This is a genomic window from Parafrankia sp. EUN1f (genome assembly GCF_000177675.1).
GTDB lineage: Bacteria > Actinomycetota > Actinomycetes > Frankiales > Frankiaceae > Parafrankia.
Window position 1 is genome coordinate 21,711 of the sequence record NZ_ADGX01000073.1, and the last position, 21,058, is coordinate 42,768.

A 21,058-nucleotide genomic window follows, 5' to 3' on the forward strand; every position below is an offset into this window, starting at 1 on the left:
TTGATCATAGATCGGCCCGTGGGGTGCCCGGCTCGGGTTCGGGCTTTCGCGGCGAGACGATCGGGGGGCGCGCTTCGGAGACGCGGCCGTCCGACGCGTCGATGGGGCGCGCCGGGACGCCGGCCACGACGAGCCCCGGCCGTACGTCCTCGGTGACGACGGCGCCCGCGCCGACGACGGCACCGGCTCCGATCCGGGTGCCGCGCACGACGCTCGCCTGCATGCCGACCCAGGCTTCGGGGGCCACCTCGACCGCGCCACCGAGACGGGCGCCCGAGGCGACGGTCGTGTAGTCGCCGAGGCGGCAGTCGTGGGCTACCCCGGCGCCGATGTCGACGACCACGTGCCGGCCGGTCTCGATGTTGGTCGTGAGGCTGGCGAGCGCGCAGACGATGGTTCCGGGCCCGAGTTTGACGTCGCCGCCGAGGTAGGCGCGGGGGTGGACGAGGGTCGCCGGGCGGCGGCCACAGGCGCTCGCGTAGCGGTCGATGCGTGCGCGCGACGCACCGGCGGCGACACCGATCAGGTAGTCGGCCTCCAGCCCGGTCAGCAGGTCGAGCCCGCCGAGCACCGCGGTTCCGCGCCGCGCGAGTGGGTCGGGGTCGACCTCGCCGTCGTCGAGAAACCCCAGGAAGCGGTAGACATCCTCGGCGGCGGCGGCATTGATCGCCTCGACGAGGTCCAGGAGCTCGCGGCCGTGACCGCCGGCTCCCACGATGACGAGCTGGCGTCGGTCGTCGGACACGGGGCGACCGTAGAGCGATGACCGCTCTCATTCAATCAGACACTCTGAGTAGTCGGAGTGCGAGTGAAGATGCCCTTCGTGCGCATCGGGTGGACGTGTCGGGCCGGTCGGGATGCGCTTCTCGGGAATGATGCCGTCGTGCTACTACTATGAGTGTTCGGTCGACTTCTTATGGTGTCCAGTTGTGCGCGGGGCTGGTTGACCTCAGGGCCCATGCGCTTCGCAGGGAGTGATCCGGACGATGCAGGTGGGACTCGCGAAACCGGTGGGGCGGGCTCGGTGAGGGTTGTGGTGACCGGCGGTGCCGGCTTCATCGGCGCCCACCTGACCAGGGCGCTGCTCGCCCGCGGCTGCGAGGTGGTCGTCGTCGACGACCTGAGCACCGGTGCCCGGTCGAACCTGGCCGGGCTGTCGGTGAAGCTCGTCCTGGGCAGCGTCACCGACCGGGAGCTCATGGAGGAGGCCTGCACCGGCGCCGCCAGCATCGTGCACCTGGCGGAGCGGCCGTCCGTCGAGAGATCGCTGCTCGACCCGCTGGCCACCCACCATGTCAACGCGACGGGCACGCTCACCGTGCTCGACGTCGCGCAGCGCAGCGAGACGCACGCCGTGATCGTGTCCTCGTCGGCGGTCTACGGCGACCGTGACGGCCGCCCCTGCGCAGAGTCCGATCCGCCCTGGCCGTGCAGCCCGTACGCGGCCAGCAAGCTGGCCGCCGAGGCCTACGCGCTCGGCCACCAGGCGAGTTTCGGGCTCCCCGTGCTGGTCGTGCGGCTGTTCAACGTCTACGGCCCGTACCAGTCGGCCCGGGCGGCGCATGCCGCCGTGATTCCGTCGTTCATCGACGCGGCACTGCGCGGCCGTCCGCTGAACGTGCATGGCGACGGACGTCAGACCAGGGACTTCACCTATGTGGGCGCGGTCGCCGAGCTGCTCGCGGAGGCGGCCTGGCGCCGGATGACCCACCCCGGGCCGGTCAACCTCGCCTTCGGGAGCAGGACGGACCTGCTGTCGCTGGTCGGCCACCTGGAGGTGGTCCTCGGGCGCCGGCTGGAGGTCGCCCACAGTGCTCCCCGCACCGGGGACATCCGCCACTCGCGCGCCAACACGGACGTCATGCGGTCCCTTTTCGGCGCCGTCGAAGGCCAGGACCTGCGTGCGAGCCTTGCCGCGACGGCCCACTGGCACCGGGCCCGCCTGCACGAGAGCGCGGCCGGCACGACTCGTGCCGTCGGCGGCCCGCGCCGCTGATCGATCTACCGCGCCGGGCTCCCGTCTCCCGCTCCCGCCGGCTCGGGTGCGGCCGACCGCTCGGGAGTGACCGGCCGCCGTGGCGACGGGATGCCGAGCCCGTGCTCCGCGACGTGCGGTTCGGAACGGTGCTGGTCGGCGGCGGGCTGGTCGGCGGCGGGCTGTTCCGCGGTGAGCTGGTCGGTGGTGTGGTGGCTGGCGGCGAGCCGGGCGAGGGTGGCGCGCAGCACGTCCGGTTCGGCGTACGGGTCGACGGACCAGGCGTCCGCCGGGTCCAGCGGTGGCACCGGGACCTGCGAGATCAGCGGGTGACGCGGTCGGGTGTCGAGCTCGCCGGCGCCGAGCAGATCCTCGTGTAGCTTCTCGCCCGCGCCGAGGCCGGTGTACACGATGCCGACCGGCTTGGGTGCCCGCAGCGCGAGGCGGCGGGCGACGTCCGCGATGCGGACCGGTTCCCCCATGTCGAGGACGAGTGCCTCGCCGGGCGAGCCCAGCGCCGCGGCCTGCAGGACGAGCTGGACGGCTTCCTGGATGGTCATGAAGTACCGGGTGACCTCCGGGTCGGTGACGGTCAGCGGCCCGCCGGCGGCGAGCTGGCCCGCGAACACCGTCAGAACCGATCCGTTGCTGCCGAGCACGTTGCCGAAGCGGACGCTGACCAGCACGCCGGTGGCCCGTGCGGCGATGTGCGCGGTCAGCCGCTCGGTGACCCGTTTCGAGTAGCCGAGCACGCTTCCCGGGTTCGCGGCCTTGTCGGTCGAGATGTTGACGAGCCGCAGCACCCCGCTGGCCGCCGCGGCCTCGAGAACGTTCAGCGTTCCCCAGAGGTTCGTCTTGACGGATTCTCCGGGAAAGCGCTCCAGCAAGGGCAGATGCTTGAGGGCCGCCGCGTGGAAGACGACCTCCGGTCGACGCCGCTCGAACAGGCTGGTGATCAGATCGGCGTCCCGGATGTCGGCGAGAACAGTGGAGTCGTCGTCGAGCATCGCCCGGCCGTGCAGGGAGAGCTGGACCGCGCGCAGCGCGGACTCGTCGCGGTCCAACATGATCAGCTCTGCCGGGTCGAACGCATGGATCTGTCGGCACAGCTCGGAACCGATCGATCCGCCCGCGCCGGTCACGAGCACTCGCCGGCCGGCCAGGTACGCCCTGGCGGCCGTCATATCGGTCTGGACCTGGCGGCGCCCGAGCAGGTCGGCGAGGTCCAGGTCACGGATGTCACCGACACCGACGGTGCCGTCGATCAGGTCGACGACCCGGGGGAGCACCTTCACGGCGAGCCCGGCCGACTCGGCGAGCGTGCTGATCTCCCGCAGCAGGGCGGCGTCGGCGCTCGGGATCGCCACGAGCAGCGTGCGGGCCGCCGTCGCCGCGGCGACGGCGGGGATGGCCTCCCTCCCGCCGCGGACCCGGACCCCGGAGAGCCGCAGGTTCCAGGTGCTGGGGTCGTCGTCGAGCAGCGCCACCGGCAGGTAGGGGCTGTCGGGTGTGCGCAGCATCGCGGCGATCACCAGCTGACCTCCGTCGCCGACGCCGAAGACGATCACCGGCTCGGCGGCCTCCGGTGACGGTCGGCGCAGCCGCTCCTCGATCCGCCGCCACAGATAGCGGATACCGAACATCAGCACCAGGGTCACCGCGCCACCCAGCGGCGGGACGCTCAGTGGAATCGGGCGTGGTGAACCGAATGCGAGAACCACGACCAGTACTCCGGCCACGGTGAGTGCAACCGCGATCACAATGCCCAGAATCTCGTCGAATCCGCCGAACCGGTACCGGCCGAGGTAAAGGTGCAGCGCGGTGCCCAGGAAGTGCAGCAGACACACCGCGAGAAAGAGAATGACCCAGAAGTCGGGGTCCGCGAGTGCGGCCGGATCCAGGTCGAGCCGTCCGACCTGTGCCGCGATGAGGCCGAATGCCAGCGAGCAGACGTCCAGGGCGATCTGCAGGCCGACACGTTGACGGAGATTGAGCCGCGACACGCGCTGTGCCAGGCCTGTCGTCCACAGACCGTGACGCGGCCCGTCTACTGTACGTCTCCACATGAGTCCACAGAGTAACTGTCGCTGTGGGTAAATGACCGGCTACCAATTGGTAAGTTGCGTTTGCTGAGTGTCACGGTGAGTGTTCGGATGAGCTTCCCGGGAAGGCGGTCGACGAGTGGAACTGCGCGAATATGTGCACGTCCTGCGTCGAAGTTGGTTGCTTGTGCTGGCGTGTGTGCTGCTGGGCGGTCTGCTCGCGGCAGCGGCCAGCTGGCGTCAGACGAAGATGTACGCGGCCTCGGTGACGATGGTGGTCTCGTCGTCCGACGAGGCCGTGAACGCAGCCAGCGCGTACCAGGGCGGGCTACTCTCGCAGCAACGGGTGAAGTCGTACGCCAACCTCGTCGCCAGTGAGCGGGTCGCGAGTGATGTGATCGCCCGGCTCCACCTGGCGGAAAGCCCCGCCGACCTGCGTGCGCGGATCGAGGCACAGGCCGTTCCGGACACCGTCCTGCTGCGGGCGGTCGTGCGCGACGCCGACCCCCAGCGGGCGAAGTCGATCGCGGACAGTGTCGGCGAGGCCTTCTCCGCCGCGGTCGAGCGGATCGAACGGCCGGCCGAGGACGAGCCGCCGTCGGTGCATGTGCGGGTGTGGGAACGAGCCAAGGCGCCGACCGCACCGATCTCTCCGCAGCCCGTCCGCAACGTGGTCATCGGCCTCTTCCTGGGCATGATCGTCGGGATTGCCGCCGGCATCGGCCGGCACCGTCTCGACACCAGCATCGGCGGGGACTCCGACGCGAGCGTGATCACGGGCGCCGCGACCCTCGGCATGATCGGCTACGACTCGGATGCCGGCCGCCACCCGTTGATCGTTCACCTCAGTCCTCACTCGCGGCGCGCGGAGGCTTTCCGCCAGCTCCGCACCAACCTGCAGTTCGTCAACATCGACACCGGCCCGCGGTCGATCCTGGTGACCAGCTCGGTCGCGCAGGAGGGCAAGAGCACGACCGTCTGCAACCTCGCGATCGCCCTCGCCCAGGGCGGGGCGCGCGTGTGCCTGGTCGAAGGAGACCTGAGGCGACCGTCCTTCGGTGAGTACCTGGGAATCGAGTCCGCGGCGGGGCTGACGTCGGTGCTGATCGGCGCCGCGGAGCTGGACGACGTGCTCCAGCCCTGGGGCGAGGGCCGGGTCGGTGACGGACGGGTCGAGATTCTGCCCAGCGGCCCCGTCCCGCCGAACCCGAGTGAGCTGCTCGGCTCGCGCAACATGGCAGAGCTGCTCGAGGTTCTCGACAGCCGCTTCGACATCGTCCTGATCGACACGCCGCCCCTGCTGCCGGTGACGGACGCCGCCGTGCTGGCCACCCGTGTGGACGGTGCGCTGCTCGTCGCCCGTACGGGCCGGACGCGCCGCGAGCAGCTCCGCCGGGCGGTCGGGGCGCTGCGGGCAGTGGACGCGAACCTGCTCGGCACCGTGCTCACGATGATGCCGACGAAGGGCGCGAACTCTCACTACTACGGCAGCTACGAAACCTATGCCCCGCATCCTCGGCACCTGCGTTCCCGCGGGGAGGCAGGCTTCCCGAACGAGTCGTCGCCCGCCATCCCGGCCCAGGGCCGGGCCCAGGCCACCTCCGCGGCGGGCGCGTCGTCGTCCGACGGCAGGCCGTCCGACGGCAGGCCGTCCGGCACCCGGGTGGCTGACGGCCGGGTGGCTGACGGCCGGGTGGCCGACGGCCGCGCCGCCAAGCCGACGGCGGCCGCGCGCAAGGCGGCGACCAGGGCCGCGGTCGAGGCTGACAGCCGGCTCGGCGGCCGTCGAGGCTCCCGATCAATGCCGCGTTCGGCCCCGGAGCCGTCCACACAGTCAGCGACGTCGTCGTCGGCGGAGGGGACGGATCAGGTGAGCGCCGAGGATTCCTCGGCGGTCGAGATCGCCGCGCAACGGCAACCGGATGAACCCACGGCACCGCTGGCCTACGGCACGGCTGACAATCCGGACCACCCGGCGGGCCGGTGACGGAGCGGCCGACGGGGGGAGCAGAACAGCCGTCCGCACCGTCGGCACCGCCGACGGTGCGGACGGCGCTACCGGTGTGGGAGACGGCACGGCCAGCGGGCGAACCGGTGGGAGGGGACGGCCCCGGACGCCCGAGAGGCGGCCGGGGCCGACTGCAGCACCCGCGGCGACGGTTCATCGTGGCCGCTGCCCTGCTTGCCGTCGTGGTGTCGGCCGGTGTCTGGGTCGGTGTGCGCGGGCTGCTCGCCCGGTCGCAGCTGGAGGCCGCCCGGGCCCAGATCACCGGGCTGCAGGCCGCGCTTTCGGGCGGCGCTGTCCCCGGGGCGGCGGACCTGCGCCGAACAATGGACGAGATCGTCGCGCGGACGAGCTCGGCCCGGTCGCTGACGTCCGACCCGCTGTGGTCGCTGGCCGGGCATCTCCCGTTCGCGGGTTGCCCGCTGCGTTCCAGCGCGGCGCTCGCCGCCGCGCTGGACGGGGTGGCGACGAACGCGCTGGGGCCGGTCGTCGAGCTGGGGGACCGGTTGGACCCCAGCACCCTGCGGTCGGGTACCGCGATCAACGTGACCGCGCTGGCCTCGGCCCGGGTTCCCGCCGAGCGGGCGCGCGTGGCGGTCACCTCGTTCGAGACCGCGGTGCGGCGGGTGTCGCCCTGCGACAGCCTCGGTGGTCAGCTGGGCATCAACGCGGCCCGGAGCGAAGCGGTCGCGACCGGTGAGAAGCTGCACGGCGTCCTGGACACCCTGGTGCTCGCCACCCGGCTGGGCCCGGACCTGCTCGGCGCAAGCGGGCAGCGCCGCTACCTGCTGATTGTGCAGAACCCGGCGGAGTCACGTGCGAACGGCGGCATCATCGGCGGGTTCGGCGTACTGACGGCAACCCGTGGCCGGCTGGAGCTCGACGACATCTCGGGTAACGGGAACCTGCCGGGCGGTCCGACACAGCGGCTACCGGCCATGGACCTGCCCGCGGAGTTCGCGACCCGCTACGGCCAGTTCTGGCCGGCCCGGGTGTGGGCGAACGCGAACCTGACGCCGGACTATCCGACGGCGGGGCAGCTCTACTCCGCGCTCTACCGCGCCGGCACCGGTGAGACGGTGGACGGGACGATCAGCCTCGACCCGACGACCCTGGCCTACCTGCTGGCTGTGACCGGCCCGGCGGTCCTGCCGGACGGCCGAACGGTGCGGGCGGATCAGCTGGTCGAACTGGTCGAGTCCCGGGTCTATGCGCAGATCGACGATCTCGACCGGCGCGACGAGTTCTTCGCCTCGGTCGGGGAAGCCGTCTATCAGGCCGTGATTACCGGTGGGGGTTCGGCGGGCGACACCGCGAAACTCCTCCGGGCGTTGGCGCGCGCTGCGGACGAAGGGCGCCTGCTGGTGTCAAGTAACCACGCCGAGGAAGAGGCGACGCTTTCGGCGACCGCACTCGGCGGGGCGCTGCTGGATGTTCCCGGCCCTTTCCTGGGAGTGGTGACCCAGAACGCGTCGGCGAGCAAGCTCGACTTCTGGCTACGGCGTAGTACCGAATACCGCATCGACCGCCGGCCGGACGGAGCCGGACTTGCGACGATCACTGTTTCGCTGACGAACGCCGCCCCGGAGGGTCTCAGCGATTACGTCCGCAACCGCGGAGACGTCGACATCCCCGGCTGGCGTAATGAAGGGGCGCAGAACAACATCTGGATCTCCCTCTATACCGGGCGCGGGAGCGCGCTCGTCGATGCCAGCCTGGATGGGAAGCCGATCTCGCTGGCGGTGGGGGAGGAGAAGGGACGCCCAGTTCTGTCGAGCTATCTGACGGTTGACCGCGAGCAGACCCGGACGCTGCGGGTCCGGGTGCTGGAACCTTCCGCCGGACCTGTTCTGACTCTCCGTAGTCAGCCTCTGACGGTTCCTGAACTCCTCGTGGTAGAGGGACTCCCGGTCGAGCGGGCATGGTCACGCACAGTTACTGGATGATGGCTCCAGGTCGTAGACACTGAGAGTGACTCTCTGTACTCTCCCCGTAGTCAATCATCCGACTGCTTGCACTGATCACCCGCAGGGAGAGTATCTGAATGAAGTTCCGAACTCTCGGCGTCGCGCTGGTAGCGGGCGGCGGGCTGGCGCTCGCCGCGCTGCCGGCTTCTCCGGCGACGGCATTCGATGACAAGGACAAGCCCTACCCACCTGTCTCCTGTTCTGGGGACAGCGGGGAAGGTCATGTCACCAAATCCCTTCTCCTGTTGGGTGAGAACACGACCTTCAGTGGATGTGGATTCCGGCCGAACACATCTGTCAACATTCAGATCGACGGGGTCACCACGATCACGGCCCCCGTGAACGGATCCGGGCGCTTCAGCCAGGTGGTCACGCCCACCACCGCGGGCACCCACATCCTCTCCGGTGTGGGGCTGGCTGGCGGGCCTCCGACGGTCGGCCCGGGTGCCGACGACGAGTCCTTCGACGCGGCCGGCGGCGACACGTTCGCTGACCCGGGCGACGACGGGTTCGACGAGGGGTTCGACGACGCGGCCACGGCGCCGGAGGACGATCTGCCCTTCGACAGTGCCCCGTTCGGCGGCCCGGCCGTGGGCGGCCCGGCGGTGGACGTTCCACCGGCCACCGACGACGTCCAGCCACCGGCCGCCGTGGACAGCGCGACCGAGTCGCCGGACGGGCTCGCGGCCGTCGTTCATCCGGGGTGGAAGACCCGGGTCGTCACCGCCAAGATCACCGTCATCGGTTTCGGTCAGGGTGGTATCGACCCGATCGTGGCGGCTGACCTGATCAGCGACTGGGTCCGCTGGGGCCTGGACCGGAACGACAAGGACCGGTTCCGGGACGGGAACGGTTCCTGCTTCGGTGACGGGTTCGACAAGGACCGCAACAGGGACTTCGACAAGGACCGCGACAAGGACCGCGGCAAGGACTTCGACGACAAGAACATCCGCAACGACAAGGACTTCAACGACAGGGACCGCGTGCACCGTAACGGCCTTGCCGCCCCGGTGGTCACTCCGCTGGCCGACGGTGACAAGGACGACCGGTTCAACGACAAGCACGACCGGTTCAACGACAAGGACGACCGGTTCAACGACAAGGACGACCGGTTCAACGACAAGGACGACCGGTTCAACGACAAGGACCGGCGCCGGGACGGTGACTGCATCATCGCTGGTGGAGTCGTCGGCGTGGGCGTCGGTGGCGCTGGTGTCGGCGGGGCCGGCGTGGGCACGGGTGCGGGTGCGCTGCCCTTCACCGGTGTCGAGACCGGCGCGATGATGTCGATCGCGATCGCGCTGCTCGGCGGCGGTGTCCTGCTCCGGGTTGCCGCCCGGCGTCGTCGGCTGGCCGGCCGGGTGCAGGGCTGACCTGGACGGACAACCAGCTGGGGGACTGAGACCACATCCCCAGGGTGGAATGATCCAACCCGGCGACTGAGGACGATCGTCCGCAGCCGTGGCGCAGACACGCAGCCACGGGCCGTGGTCAGGAGAACCGGAACCGTTGGTTGATCACGGTGCATCCGGTGCCACCCATGAAAGGCACGGGCCGCCCGCGTAGAGCGCGGGCGGCCCGTCGCCATGCCGGCCGTCGCCGGTCAGTGACCATCAGCGGGAACCGCGGCGCAGCGGATCGAACGGAGCCAGCTCGGCGGGTAGACGCCCGTCGACGAGCGCCTCCGCCACCAGCCGGCCGGTGATCGGTCCCAGGGTGAGGCCCCACATGCCGTGCCCCCCGGCCACATGTACCCGCGGCGAGAGCGTCGGCCCGATGAGCGGGAGCCCGTCCGGTGTGCATGGCCGCGGCCCCACCCACTCCAGGGCGCGGGTATCGAGATCGACACCGCGTAGCAACCTGCGCGCGGCCGTGACGATCGCGTCGATCCGGCGTGGGTCGGGCGGTGCGTCCGGTCGGCGGAACTCCATCATTCCGGCGACTCGCAGCTCGGCGCCGATCGGTGTGCACGCCACCCGGGAGCCGGGGAAGTAGAGCGGCCCGGTGGGCGGCTCCTTCACCGCCACACTGAAGCTGTAGCCGCGCCCGGCCTGCACGACTGTCCGCACGCCGAACCGGGTCGCCAGTGGCGACAGCCAGGCGCCGCCCGCCAGCACCACGGCGTCGAACCGCACCGGAGGGCTGGCGTGGTCGGCCATGGTGAGCACCACCCGGGAGCCCAGGTCGATGACCTTGTCGACGGCGATGCCTTCCCGGATGACCGCACCGCGCTCGCGCACGGCGTCGGCGAGCGCGGCCACGAACCGGCCGGGATCGCAGTAACGCTGGCCGTGGATCTGGACCACGTCGGTGATCTGGTCGGACAGCAGCGGTGCCAGGTCCCGGGCCGTCAGCGGGTCGAGCTCCTCGGCGTCGACGGGCTGGCCGCAGTGGCGCACCTCGTCGAGCTCGGTGAGGAACGCCTCGGCGCCGACCCGGTCCTGAAAACAGGCCAGGAACGGGGCTGCTGCCCTGGTCGGTGCCGCGACCCCGCCGGCGGCGAGCTCGTCGAAGGCTTCCAGGCTGCGCCGGGTGAGCGGCGAGAGGGCGCGCATCGCCCGGCGCCAGCGGGCCTGGGTGCTGTGCCGGACGAACCCGGTGAGGAAGCGGGCGAGGACGGGGTCGGCGGCGGGCGGCAGGAACACGGGGGAGTCCGGGCGCAGGAACGTCCGCAGTCCGTATCTCAGCACCGCCGGTTCGGGCAGCGGGGTGGCCAGGCCCGGAGTGAGCCATCCGGCACTGCCCCAGGACGCACCGGCGCCGCCCTGCACCGGACCGGGTGTCACCCGGTCACGTTCGAGGACCGTGACGCCCACACCGCGTTCCTGCAGGTACCAGGCCGTGCAGAGGCCGACTATGCCGGCACCGACGACCGCCACCTGATCCGGGCGCGGATCAACAGACAAACCAGACGCGGGACGAGGGTCCACGCCCCAGATGTTCCCCCGCGCGGGCGGTTCAGCCGTCCGGGCCGGGTGAGCTGGCCCAAAAGGGCCCGCCCACAGGTGGCGACGGGCATGGAGCGTGCCGGCCGCCGCCCGTGGGCGGGGTTGTGCGGGTGCGACCGCGGGTGCGGCTGGCTACCGCTTGGTCAGGGCCCGCAGGTACTCGCGGTTGAGGTTGCCGATGCTGGTCAGCGGAATGCCCTTCGGGCAGGCGACGGTGCACTCGCCGGTGTTCGTGCACCCGCCGAAGCCCTCTTCGTCCATCTGCGCGACCATGTCGCGCACCCGGCTCTCGCGCTCCGGCGCGCCCTGCGGCAGGAGGTTGAGGTGGGTGACCTTGGCCGAGGTGAACAGCATCGCCGAGCCGTTCGGGCAGGCCGCCACGCAGGCACCGCAGCCGATGCAGGTCGCGTTGTCGAACGCGGCGTCGGCGATCGGCTTCGGCACCGGCGTCGAGTGCGCCTCGGGGGCGCTGCCGGTGACGACCGAGATGTAACCGCCCGATCCGATGATCCGGTCGAAACCGGAACGGTCGACGACCAGGTCGCGCATCACCGGGAAGGCGGCCGCGCGCCACGGCTCGACGTCGATGACGTCGCCGTCGGCGAACTCGCGCATGTGGAGCTGACAGGTGGTCGTCCGGTCCCGCGGGCCGTGCGCCTGGCCGTTGATGACCATGCCGCACATGCCGCAGATGCCCTCGCGGCAGTCGTGGTCGAAGGCCACCGGGTCTTCGCCCTCGAGGATGAGCCGCTCGTTGAGCACGTCGAGCATCTCAAGGAACGACATGTCCGGGCTGACGTCTGCCAGCTCGTAGGTGACCATGGCACCGCGGTCCTCCGGGCCGCGCTGCCGCCAGATCCGAAGGGTGAGGTTCACGGTCGGGGCTCCTTCGAGTGCTGTGTGGCTCGTCGCGCGGCGTGCGGACGTCCGTGATCGCGCCGCCTGCGGCGCTGTGGAAAGCGGATGGCAGGAAACAGGGGCAGGGGCGGATGCACAGGCGGCTGGTGCCCCCGGAGTGGCCCCCGGAGTGGGTGCCCCCGGAGCCGGCCGCCACCGCACCGCCCCGACGGGGGCGGCCGGGCGACGGCCGGCAGTGAGGATCACGAGTAGTTGCGCTGGGCCAGGTGGACGTAGTCGAACTGGAGCGGTTCCCGGTGCAGCACCGGGGCCCCGCCCGTGTACTCCCACGCCGCCGCGTACGCGAAGTGCTCGTCGTCGCGCAGTGCCTCGCCGTCCGGGGTCTGGCTCTCCTCACGGAAGTGCCCACCGCAGGACTCGGCGCGGTGCAGGGCGTCGATGCACAGCAGCTCGCCGAACTCGAGGAAGTCCGCGATCCGGTTCGCCTTCTCCAGGGACTGGTTCAGCTCGCCGGAGTCGCCCGGCACCTTCACCCGCCGCCAGAACTCCTCGCGCAGCTCCGGGATGCGGGCGAGTGCCTTGCGCAGGCCCGCCTCGGTGCGGCCCATGCCGCACTCGTCCCAGATGAGCTCGCCGAGCTCGCGGTGGAACGAGTCGGGGGTGCGGTCGCCGTTGATCTCCAGCAGGCGGCCGAGCCGGCCGGTGACCTCGCCGATGACGGACGTCACCGCGGGGTCGTCCAGGCTGACCGAGCCGAGCTTGGTGCTGGCGATGTAGTTGCCGAGCATGGGCGGCAGCACGAAGTAGCCGTCGGCCAGGCCCTGCATGAGGGCGCTGGCGCCGAGGCGGTTCGCGCCGTGGTCGGAGAAGTTGGCCTCGCCGACGACGAACAGGCCGGGGATGGAGCTCTGCAGGTCGTAGTCGACCCACAGCCCGCCCATCGTGTAGTGGACGGCCGGGTAGATCCGCATCGGGACCTTGTACGGGTCCTCGCCGGTGATCCGCTCGTACATCTCGAACAGGTTGCCGTACTTCTCGCGGACCTTGTCCTCGCCCATGCGCTTGATGGCGTCGGCGAAGTCGAGATACACGCCGAGGCCACCCGGGCCGACACCGCGGCCGTCGTCGCACTGGTACTTCGCCGCACGCGACGCGATGTCACGCGGGACCAGGTTGCCGAAGGCCGGGTAGATCCGCTCCAGGTAGTAGTCGCGCTCGGCCTCGGGGATCTGGTCGGGCGAGCGGGTGTCGCCCTTCTGCTTGGGCACCCAGATGCGGCCGTCGTTACGCAGCGACTCGCTCATCAGCGTGAGCTTGCCCTGGTACTCCCCGGAACGGGGGATGCAGGTCGGGTGGATCTGCGTGTAGCACGGGTTGGCGAACAGCGCGCCGCGCCGGTGCGCCCGCCACGTCGCCGTCGTGTTGGAGCCCTTGGCGTTCGTGGAGAGGAAGAAGACGTTGCCGTAGCCGCCGGTGGCGAGCACGACCGCGTCCGCCAGGTACGGAGTGATCTTGCCGGTGACCAGGTCGCGGGCGACGATGCCGCGGGCCCTGCCGTCGATCACGATCAGGTCGAGCATCTCGGTGCGCGGATGCATCTCCACGGCGCCGGCGTCGATCTGGCGCGACAGCGCCTGGTAGGCACCGATCAGCAGCTGCTGGCCTGTCTGGCCCCGCGCGTAGAAGGTGCGCTGGACCTGCACACCACCGAAGGAGCGGGTGTCGAGCAGGCCGGAGTACTCGCGGGCGAACGGCACGCCCTGGGCGACGCACTGGTCGATGATCTGCGTCGAGATCTGGGCGAGGCGGTAGACGTTCGACTCGCGGGCGCGGAAGTCGCCACCCTTGACCGTGTCGTAGAACAGCCGGTAGACGGAGTCGCCGTCGTTGCGGTAGTTCTTCGCCGCGTTGATGCCGCCCTGCGCGGCGATCGAGTGCGCGCGCCGGGGCGAGTCCTGGAAGCAGAACTGGATGACGTTGTAACCCTGCTCGGCCAGCGTCGCGCCGGCCGCGCCGCCGGCGAGGCCGGTGCCCACCACGATCACGGTGTGCTTGCGGCGGTTGGCGGGGTTGACCAGCTTGGCGGAGAACTTGCGGCGGTCCCAGCGGGTCTCGATCGGGCCGTCGGGTGCCGCGGTGTCGGCGATGTCGTCGCCAACCGTCCAGTAGGCGCTGCCACCGGAGCCGAGAGACGTCGTCTCAGGCATCTCAGTCCACCAATCCGGCCAGCACGGCGATGGGAACGACCATGAAGCCCGCCGCGATGAGAACCGCCAGGACGGTCGCGCCGATCTTCAGGTTCTTCTCCCGGGCCGCGCTGTGCACGCCGAGGGTACGAGCAGCGCTCCAGAATCCGTGATGGATGTGAAGTCCGAGCGCTAGCATGGCGATGATGTAGAAAAGTGTGACCCACCACACAGAGAAGCTGGACACCACGTTGTCGTATGCGGCGCCTTCGACTCCGTTGCGGTTCAGCGTCAGAGCCGTGAAGTCGAGGAGGTGGTAAATGATGAACAGGGCGATGATGATGCCGCCATACCGCATCGTGTTCACGGCGTAGCTGGCCTCGAGGCGCTGCCGGTGCGAGTACTTCTGCGGCCGGGCCTTGAGGTCGCGCCGGCTGAGCTGGTAGGCCGACGTCGCGTGCAGCACGACTGCCACCGTCAGGACGGCCCGCATGAGCCACAGGAACCAGGCTCCGTGGAGCGCGGGGACGCCGATCGAGCGCAGCCAGTGCGCGTACTCGTCGAAGCTCTCACGACCGTAGAAGATCTTCAGGTTCCCGAGCATGTGGACGAGTAGATAGAGCAGCATCACTGCCCCGGTGACGGCCATCACGGCCTTCTTGCCGATGGTCGACCGCCAGAAGATGCCTACGGGGGACGTAGGCCGCGCGTCGTTCGTTACAGCCACGCTGCGAACCCTAGGGATAAGTTCCCGAGTGGTCCAAGACATGATGGACCTGAGCTCGATAGCTTCTGCCTATCCTCGGCTACTCTTAGGTGTGCAGCTTCATCAGCTTGCGTATTTCGTCGCCGTCGCCGAGACCAGGCATTTCACTCATGCGGCAGAGCGCGAGCACGTGGCGCAGCCCTCCCTCTCGCAACAGATCCGTGCCCTGGAACAGGAGCTGGGAAGTCCACTCTTCAACCGAATGAGGGGGAACATCACACTGACGGTGGCGGGTGAGACCCTGCTGCCGCTGGCACGTCGGATCCTCGCCGACACCGAGACGGCCCGCCGCCAGGTGCAGGAGCTGCTGGACCTGCGTACCGGCACCGTCCGGCTGGGCGCGACTCCCAGTCTGTGCACCGGTTTCCTGCCCGAGGTGCTGTACGCCTTCCACCGGGAGTACCCCGGTATCCGGCTGATCGTCGAGGAGGGCGGCTCCCGCGACCTCGTCCGCAACCTCGCACAAGGGCATCTGGACCTCGCCCTGATCATCCTGCCGCTGCACAGCTCGGACCCGGCGCTGTCGACGACTCCGCTGCTGCGTGAGGACCTCGTCCTGGTCACCTCGGAGAACTCGCCGCCACCCGCACGGGACGGCCAGCTGCGGGTGGGCGACCTGCGCGGGCGGCCACTGGTGATGTTCCGCCGCGGCTACGACCTGCGGGAGTTCACCGTCGGGGCCTGCCGGCTGGGCGGGTTCGAGCCGACGTTCTCCATCGAGGGCGGGGAGATGGACGCGGTCGTCGGCTTCGTCGAGGCCGGTCTGGGCGCGGCCGTCATCCCGAGCATGGTCGCCCGGCGGCAGCGGCTGCGCAGCACCTCGTTCGCCCCGCCGGGCCTGCACCGGACGATCGGGCTCGCGCACCGGCGCGATGTCGAGCCGCCGCAGGCGGCCCGTGAGCTGCGGCGCAGTCTGCGCGCCTACCTGAAGAGCACGGCCGCGGCCGGAACCCTCCCGCCTGGAACCGATCTGCTGCCGGGCTGACCGGGCGACGGTCGGACCGTCGCGGATCTGCGCCATACAGTGAGATTTTTCGCTTCGTTGTGATCATTGTCGCGCGCGGCTGATCCCGAGCTGGCTAGCGTTGCCGGGATCGGAGCTTTTGTCGGTGAGTGACGGGTTCGTGCACCCGAAGGTAGGTGTGTGGCCGTGACCGTGCTCGGCGATCGGGCCGAGCGCATCGGCCTGTGGGCCGGGATGCGCAGACGGGCCGAGAACACCAGGGCCGGGCGGTCGACGGTGGCGGTGGCCGCGCCGGCGCACACGGAAAGCTCGTGGGAGCTCTCGGAGCGTGACGCTCCGAACGCTCGGGAGACTCGTGCGGGAGGAACTGTGAACAGCGTCGACGTAGCTCTCAAGGAGGCGATGGCCACCGAGGGCGCCATCGGGGTCGCGCTGGTGGACTTCACCAGCGGGATGACTCTCGGCACGCTCGGCAGCAGCCACACCTTCGACCTGGAGGTGGCCGCCGCCGGCAACACCGATCTGATCCGGGCGAAGATACGGACGATGGAGAGCCTTGGGCTCGCCGACACCGTCGAGGACATCCTGATCACCCTCGGGCGGCAGTACCACCTGATCCGCCTGCTGCAGAGCCACACCGGGCGGGGGCTGTTCCTCTACCTGGTCCTCGACAAGCCACGCGCCAACCTCGCGATGGCCCGGCACCGGCTGCGCACCATCGAGTCGTCGCTCGACATCTGATCGGTGGGTGCCCGGGCCGCCGCTGTCGCCCGCGTCGGCGTCGGCGTCGGCACGGCGGCCAGACGTCCCACGGCCTGGCGGAGGATGGTGGCGTGACCACCACTCCGACACTGCGGATCACCGGGCGGGTTCTCGTCGGGCCTGAGGACGTGCGGGACGACGTCTGGGTCGTCGACGGGCGGGTGACCTTCACCGCGCCGGTCGGCGCCGCCGCGCGGGACGTCCGGACCCTTTCGGGCTGGGCCGTTCCCGGCCTGGTCGACGCCCACTGCCATGTCGGGCTCGTCTCCACCGGTGCCACCGACGCCCGGACCGCCGAGGAGCAGATCCTCGCCGACCGGGCCAGCGGCGCCCTGCTGCTGCGCGACGCGGGATCACCGTCGGATACCCGGTGGATCGACGAGCGACCGGAGCTGCCGAGGCTGATCCGCGCCGGCCGGCACATCGCCCGCCCGAAGCGTTACCTGCGCGGCTACGCCGCCGAGGTGGAGCCGGACGATCTCGCGGCCGAGGTCGCCGAGCAGGTCCGCCGCGGGGACGGCTGGGTCAAGCTGGTCGGCGACTGGATCGACCGGGCCCAGGGTGACCTGGCGCCCTGCTGGCCGGCGGAATCGGCCCGTGCGGCCATCGACACCGCCCACGCGGCCGGAGCCCGGGTCACCGCGCACTGTTTCGCCGAGAGCTCGCTGGTCGATCTCGCCCTCGCCGGCATCGACTGCGTCGAACACGCGACCGGGCTGACCGACGAGACCATCGGGCTGTTCGCCCAGCGCGGCATCGCGATCGTGCCGACCCTGGTGAACATCGCGACCTTCCCCCAGATCGCCGCCGGTGCCGCGGCGAAGTTCCCCGCCTACGCCCGGCACATGCGTGACCTGCACGCCCGCCGGTACGACACGGTCGCCGGGGCGTTCGAGGCGGGCATCCCGATCTACGTCGGCACGGACGCGGGCGGCTCGCTGCCCCACGGCCTGGTCGCCGACGAGGTCGCGGAGCTCGTCGCCGCCGGGCTCCCGCCCCGCGCGGCGCTCGGTGCGGCCTGCTGGGACGCCCGCCGCTGGCTGGGCCGACCGGGCCTGGACGAGGGCGCCTCGGCCGATCTCGTGGTGTACCCGGCCGACCCCACCGCCGACGTCCGCGTGCTGCGCGCTCCCGAGCTGGTCGTCCTGCGCGGTCGGGTGGTCTGACGGTGGTCTGACCTGGCCGGGTTGCGCCTGGGGAACCTCGGGCCCGGCCACTCGTTGTAACCGGTGCGGGCCCTGGCCCGGATGGGCGGTGCGGTGCGGCGGTGCGGGCGGTGCGGCGGCACCGAGGAGCGGGAGGCCAGATGGCGGAGCTCGTGTCCGGAGCCAACACCGAGCTGTCCGGCACCGTGATCTCCATGGAGCTGCCGGGCCCCTTCGATCTCTCGGCGCTCGTGCTCGGGCCGGACGGGCGGGTGTCCGGCGATCGGGACATGGTCTTCTACAACCAGCGGTCGGCACCAGGCGTCATGCTGCGCGCCACGCCGGGCTCGCCGGCCATCGAGCTCGATCTGGGCCGGCTGCGTCCCGGTGCAGAGCGGGTCGTGCTCGTGGCCAGCCCGGCGGACGGTGTCACGCCCTTCGGCCGGCTGCCCACGCCGCAGGCGACTGTCAGCGCCGCCGGCCGCACCGTCGCCACCCTGCGCCCGCCGCCGCTCGGCACCCAGACGGTCCTGCAGATCGCCGAGATCTACCGGCGCGGGCCGGGCTGGAAGCTGCGGGCGCTTGGCGCCGGGTACGCGGACGGGCTGGCCGGCCTCGCCCGCGACTTCGGCGTCGACGTGGACGACTCACCCCCGGTGCCCGCTTCCGGGCGGTCGGTGCCGGTTCCCGCTTTCGGGCGGTCGGCGCCGGTTCCGCCGCCCGCGGCACCGGGGGACGTCCTCGCCGAGGTGCTGGCGCTCACCAACGCCGAACGCGCCCGGGCGGGGCTGGCCGCGCTGACCGCCGAGCCCCGGCTGGCCGCGGCGGCCGCCCGGCACAGCGCGGACATGGCCGCCCGCGGCTTCTTCGCCCACGACACCCCGGAGGGGATCAGCGTGGCCGACCGCGTCCGGGCCGCCGGTTACGACTACTCGGTGGTCGCCGAGAACATCGCCGCCGGTCAGCGGACGGCACGCGAGGTCGTCGCCGGCTGGATGGACAGCCCGGGGCACCGGGCGAACATCCTGCGGCCGCAGGTTCGTCAGCTCGGCGTCGGCCGGGTCGAGGGCGGCGAGTACGGCGTCTACTGGACGCAGGTCTTCGGGTCACCCAGGTGATCCTCCGGGTGCGGAGGTGATCAGGTACCCGGCCGTGGTGCCACCGACAGGTGTGCGCGGGGCCTCCGGCGGATGTGGCGTGGGTCCGATCGCGGTGTCGGCGTCGAGCCGAAGGTCCTGACCACAGGCCCGCGAATCGGGCCGGGCGGGGCCGGAGATCGCAAATTGTGGGTGGTTTGCTTGCCGAGCAGGTCTTTGTGACCATACGTTCCCAGCTGTCACCGTGATCCGTGATCAGGGTTGTTCGCGTCGATCAGGTGGGTCCACGTCGCGATTCGTGGGCCATGTCCGGAGGCGCTCGTGGCCCTCCTTGAGCGCAGGCAGACACCGGCCACCGGTGTGATGCGAGGTGGTGGCCGTGAACGACGTCATGGGCTACGTCCTGTTGAGCCTGGGCACCGGTGCCCTTTACGCGCTGGTCGCCACCGGCGTCGTGGTGGTGCAGCGGGGCGCCGGTGTCCTGAACATGGCGCAGGGTGCGCTGCTGGCCTGGTCCGCCTACGCGTTCCACGGCGCAAGCAGCGTCTGGGGGCTGCCGCGGGCGCTGGCGGCGCTGCTCGCCGTCGGCTCCACGATGGCCATCGGGGTCGCCTTCCAGCAGCTGGTGCTCCGCCCGATGCGTCAGGCGACGGCCGTGCTGCGCCTGATGGCCACGCTCGGACTGCTCATCGTCATCCAGTCGTCGCTGACGCTGATGTACGGCAGCGACGTGCGGAACTCGCCGACAGTCCTGCCGACGTCCAAGGTGACGTTGTTCGACACCGCGGTGGGTGTGGACGTCTTCACCCGCCTCGCGGTGGTGGTCGTGGTGGTGGCGGGGCTGTGGGCGGTGTTCCGGTTCACCACGCTCGGGCTCGCGGCGACCGCGGTGACGGAGAACGCGCGGGCCGCGGCGACCCTGGGCTGGTCGCCGGACGCCGTGGCGAGCTGGGCCTGGCTCGCCGGGTCCGCGCTGGCCGGGCTCGGCGGTGTGCTGCTGGCGCCGCTGCAGAACCCGCTGTCGGCCGGTGGGCTGATGCTGCTGATCGTGCCGGGCCTGGCCGTCGCGCTGGTCGCCCGGTTCAGATCGCTGCCGGCGGTGCTCGTCGGCGCGGTGGCGCTCGCCGCGGTGGAGCTGGAGCTGCAGGTTCACCTGGTGGCGGACCATCCCGTCTGGCGGGGTGTGGACCGGGCCGTTCCGCTGGCGGTGATCGTGTTCTATCTGGCGGTGCGCGGGCGCGGGATTCCCGACCGCGGGCATGTCGCCGAGCGTCATCCGTCGCTGGGCAGCGGCCGGGTGTACTGGCGGGCGCTGGGTGTCGCGGTGGCCGGCGCGCTCGGCTGCATCTGGTGGCTGCTGCCGGTGCCCTGGGTGAACGCGCTGAACGCGAACGCCATCTGGGCCATGATCATCCTTTCGGTGGTGGTGCTGGTCGGCTTCACCGGCCAGCTCTCCCTCGCCCAGCTCGCCTTCTCCGGGACGGCGGCCCTGATCGCCGGGAGACTCGTGGCGGTGCAGGGGTGGCCGCTGGAGGCGGCGCTCGTCGTCGGGGTCGCCGGGACGGCGCTCGTCGGGGTGCTGTTCGCGCTGCCGGCGCTGCGGACTCGGGGCCTGCAGCTCGCCGTCGTCACCCTCGGCCTCGGCGCCGCGGTGGACGCCCTGCTGTTCCAGCGCGGGTACCACTCGCCGGCGCCACCGAGCCCGCTCGGTGACCTGTTCGGTGACCTCTCCAGACTGGAGGGCACCGAGGTCGGCGACGTCACCCTCCTCGGCGTCCACCTGGACAAGGTCACCGACCCGCGTGGTTTCGCCACCCTGTCGCTGCTGGCCTTCACCGTGCTGGCGCTCCTCGTCGCGAACCTGCGGCGTGGGCGGGCGGGCCGGCGGCTGATAGCCGTCCGGACGAACGAGCGTGCGGCGGCCGCCCTCGGGATCAGCGTCGTCGGCGCGAAGATCTACGCCTTCGCGCTCTCGGCGGCGATCGCCGGCTTCGGTGGGGTGCTGTACGCCTTCTACGCCTACGGTGAGCGGGGCAACATCGACTACGGCGGCGGGCTGTTCTCGCCGTTCGCGTCGATCCTGCTGATCGCCTACGCGGTGGTGGGCGGGGTCGGCTGGACCAGCGGCGCCTTCGCCGGCGCGACGATGGCCGCCGACGCGCTGGCGACCCGCATCGGCGCCTGGGTGGGAAGCCTGCTGGCGCAGCTGGGTGCCGTCCTGCGGCTGCTGCTGGCCGCTCTCGCCGCGATCGTCGGCTTGGCCGTCGGGCGCGCGGTCGCGCCGCGCCGGCCGGCGCGGGTGGGCGGACCCGCGGGCGGGTCGGCGGGCGGACCTGAGAACCG

The 21,058-nt window shown here is 71.1% G+C and carries 15 protein-coding genes; 9 read left to right on the forward strand and 6 right to left on the reverse strand.

Features of this window, described 5'->3' with window-relative positions; genetic code table 11:
• Positions 1-4: 4 nt before the first annotated feature.
• Positions 5-745, reverse strand: a complete 741-nt coding sequence (locus FREUN1FDRAFT_RS21395) for a NeuD/PglB/VioB family sugar acetyltransferase (RefSeq protein ID WP_006542270.1) — start codon at positions 743-745, stop codon at positions 5-7.
• A 279-nt stretch (positions 746-1,024) separates the two neighbouring features.
• On the opposite strand from FREUN1FDRAFT_RS21395, the gene FREUN1FDRAFT_RS21400 reads away from it, so the two are divergent.
• On the forward strand, positions 1,025-1,996 hold the full coding sequence (locus tag FREUN1FDRAFT_RS21400; protein WP_050795964.1) for an NAD-dependent epimerase/dehydratase family protein: 972 nt from the start codon (positions 1,025-1,027) through the stop codon (positions 1,994-1,996).
• Between the two features lie 5 nt (positions 1,997-2,001).
• Here the strand turns inward: FREUN1FDRAFT_RS21400 and FREUN1FDRAFT_RS21405 are convergent, their stop codons facing one another.
• Positions 2,002-4,041 carry a nucleoside-diphosphate sugar epimerase/dehydratase gene (locus FREUN1FDRAFT_RS21405; protein ID WP_035952830.1) on the reverse strand — a complete coding sequence of 680 codons (2,040 nt, stop codon included), beginning with the start codon at positions 4,039-4,041 and terminating at the stop codon, positions 2,002-2,004.
• Between the two features lie 115 nt (positions 4,042-4,156).
• Between FREUN1FDRAFT_RS21405 and FREUN1FDRAFT_RS21410 the strand changes: the two genes are divergently transcribed.
• From FREUN1FDRAFT_RS21410 to FREUN1FDRAFT_RS44085, 3 genes are all read left to right on the forward strand, one after another.
• Complete coding sequence (locus FREUN1FDRAFT_RS21410) at positions 4,157-6,004, forward strand: polysaccharide biosynthesis tyrosine autokinase (protein ID WP_006542273.1); 1,848 nt, start codon at positions 4,157-4,159, stop codon at positions 6,002-6,004.
• Positions 6,005-6,183: 179 nt separating this feature from the next.
• A complete protein-coding gene (locus tag FREUN1FDRAFT_RS21415) occupies positions 6,184-7,968 on the forward strand; it encodes a DUF4012 domain-containing protein (RefSeq protein ID WP_006542274.1) in 1,785 nt (594 codons plus the stop codon).
• A 98-nt stretch (positions 7,969-8,066) separates the two neighbouring features.
• Positions 8,067-9,362: a hypothetical protein gene (locus FREUN1FDRAFT_RS44085; RefSeq protein ID WP_006542275.1), complete on the forward strand. Its 1,296-nt coding sequence runs from the start codon at positions 8,067-8,069 to the stop codon at positions 9,360-9,362.
• A gap of 240 nt (positions 9,363-9,602) precedes the next feature.
• Here the strand turns inward: FREUN1FDRAFT_RS44085 and FREUN1FDRAFT_RS21425 are convergent, their stop codons facing one another.
• From FREUN1FDRAFT_RS21425 to FREUN1FDRAFT_RS21440, 4 genes are all read right to left on the reverse strand, one after another.
• Positions 9,603-10,868: an FAD-binding oxidoreductase gene (locus FREUN1FDRAFT_RS21425; RefSeq protein ID WP_006542276.1), complete on the reverse strand. Its 1,266-nt coding sequence runs from the start codon at positions 10,866-10,868 to the stop codon at positions 9,603-9,605.
• 201 nt (positions 10,869-11,069) lie between these two features.
• Complete coding sequence (locus FREUN1FDRAFT_RS21430) at positions 11,070-11,813, reverse strand: succinate dehydrogenase/fumarate reductase iron-sulfur subunit (RefSeq protein ID WP_006542277.1); 744 nt, start codon at positions 11,811-11,813, stop codon at positions 11,070-11,072.
• A 224-nt stretch (positions 11,814-12,037) separates the two neighbouring features.
• Positions 12,038-14,002, reverse strand: a complete 1,965-nt coding sequence (locus FREUN1FDRAFT_RS21435) for a fumarate reductase/succinate dehydrogenase flavoprotein subunit (protein ID WP_006542278.1) — start codon at positions 14,000-14,002, stop codon at positions 12,038-12,040.
• Position 14,003: 1 nt separating this feature from the next.
• Positions 14,004-14,708 (reverse strand): succinate dehydrogenase cytochrome b subunit, encoded by a 705-nt coding sequence (locus FREUN1FDRAFT_RS21440; protein ID WP_083828767.1) that lies wholly within the window; start codon positions 14,706-14,708, stop codon positions 14,004-14,006.
• A 91-nt stretch (positions 14,709-14,799) separates the two neighbouring features.
• Between FREUN1FDRAFT_RS21440 and FREUN1FDRAFT_RS21445 the strand changes: the two genes are divergently transcribed.
• From FREUN1FDRAFT_RS21445 to FREUN1FDRAFT_RS21465, 5 genes are all read left to right on the forward strand, one after another.
• The gene (locus FREUN1FDRAFT_RS21445; protein WP_035952834.1) at positions 14,800-15,732 is read left to right on the forward strand and encodes a LysR substrate-binding domain-containing protein; all 933 of its coding nucleotides are present in this window, start codon (positions 14,800-14,802) and stop codon (positions 15,730-15,732) included.
• A gap of 348 nt (positions 15,733-16,080) precedes the next feature.
• On the forward strand, positions 16,081-16,452 hold the full coding sequence (locus tag FREUN1FDRAFT_RS21450) for a hypothetical protein (RefSeq protein ID WP_035952855.1): 372 nt from the start codon (positions 16,081-16,083) through the stop codon (positions 16,450-16,452).
• Positions 16,453-16,544: 92 nt separating this feature from the next.
• Positions 16,545-17,639 carry an amidohydrolase family protein gene (locus FREUN1FDRAFT_RS21455; protein WP_006542282.1) on the forward strand — a complete coding sequence of 365 codons (1,095 nt, stop codon included), beginning with the start codon at positions 16,545-16,547 and terminating at the stop codon, positions 17,637-17,639.
• Positions 17,640-17,779: 140 nt separating this feature from the next.
• The gene (locus FREUN1FDRAFT_RS21460) at positions 17,780-18,736 is read left to right on the forward strand and encodes a CAP domain-containing protein (protein WP_006542283.1); all 957 of its coding nucleotides are present in this window, start codon (positions 17,780-17,782) and stop codon (positions 18,734-18,736) included.
• A 358-nt stretch (positions 18,737-19,094) separates the two neighbouring features.
• Positions 19,095-21,058 (forward strand): ABC transporter permease (locus FREUN1FDRAFT_RS21465; protein ID WP_006542284.1); only part of this gene is annotated, 1,964 nt, incomplete at its 3' end.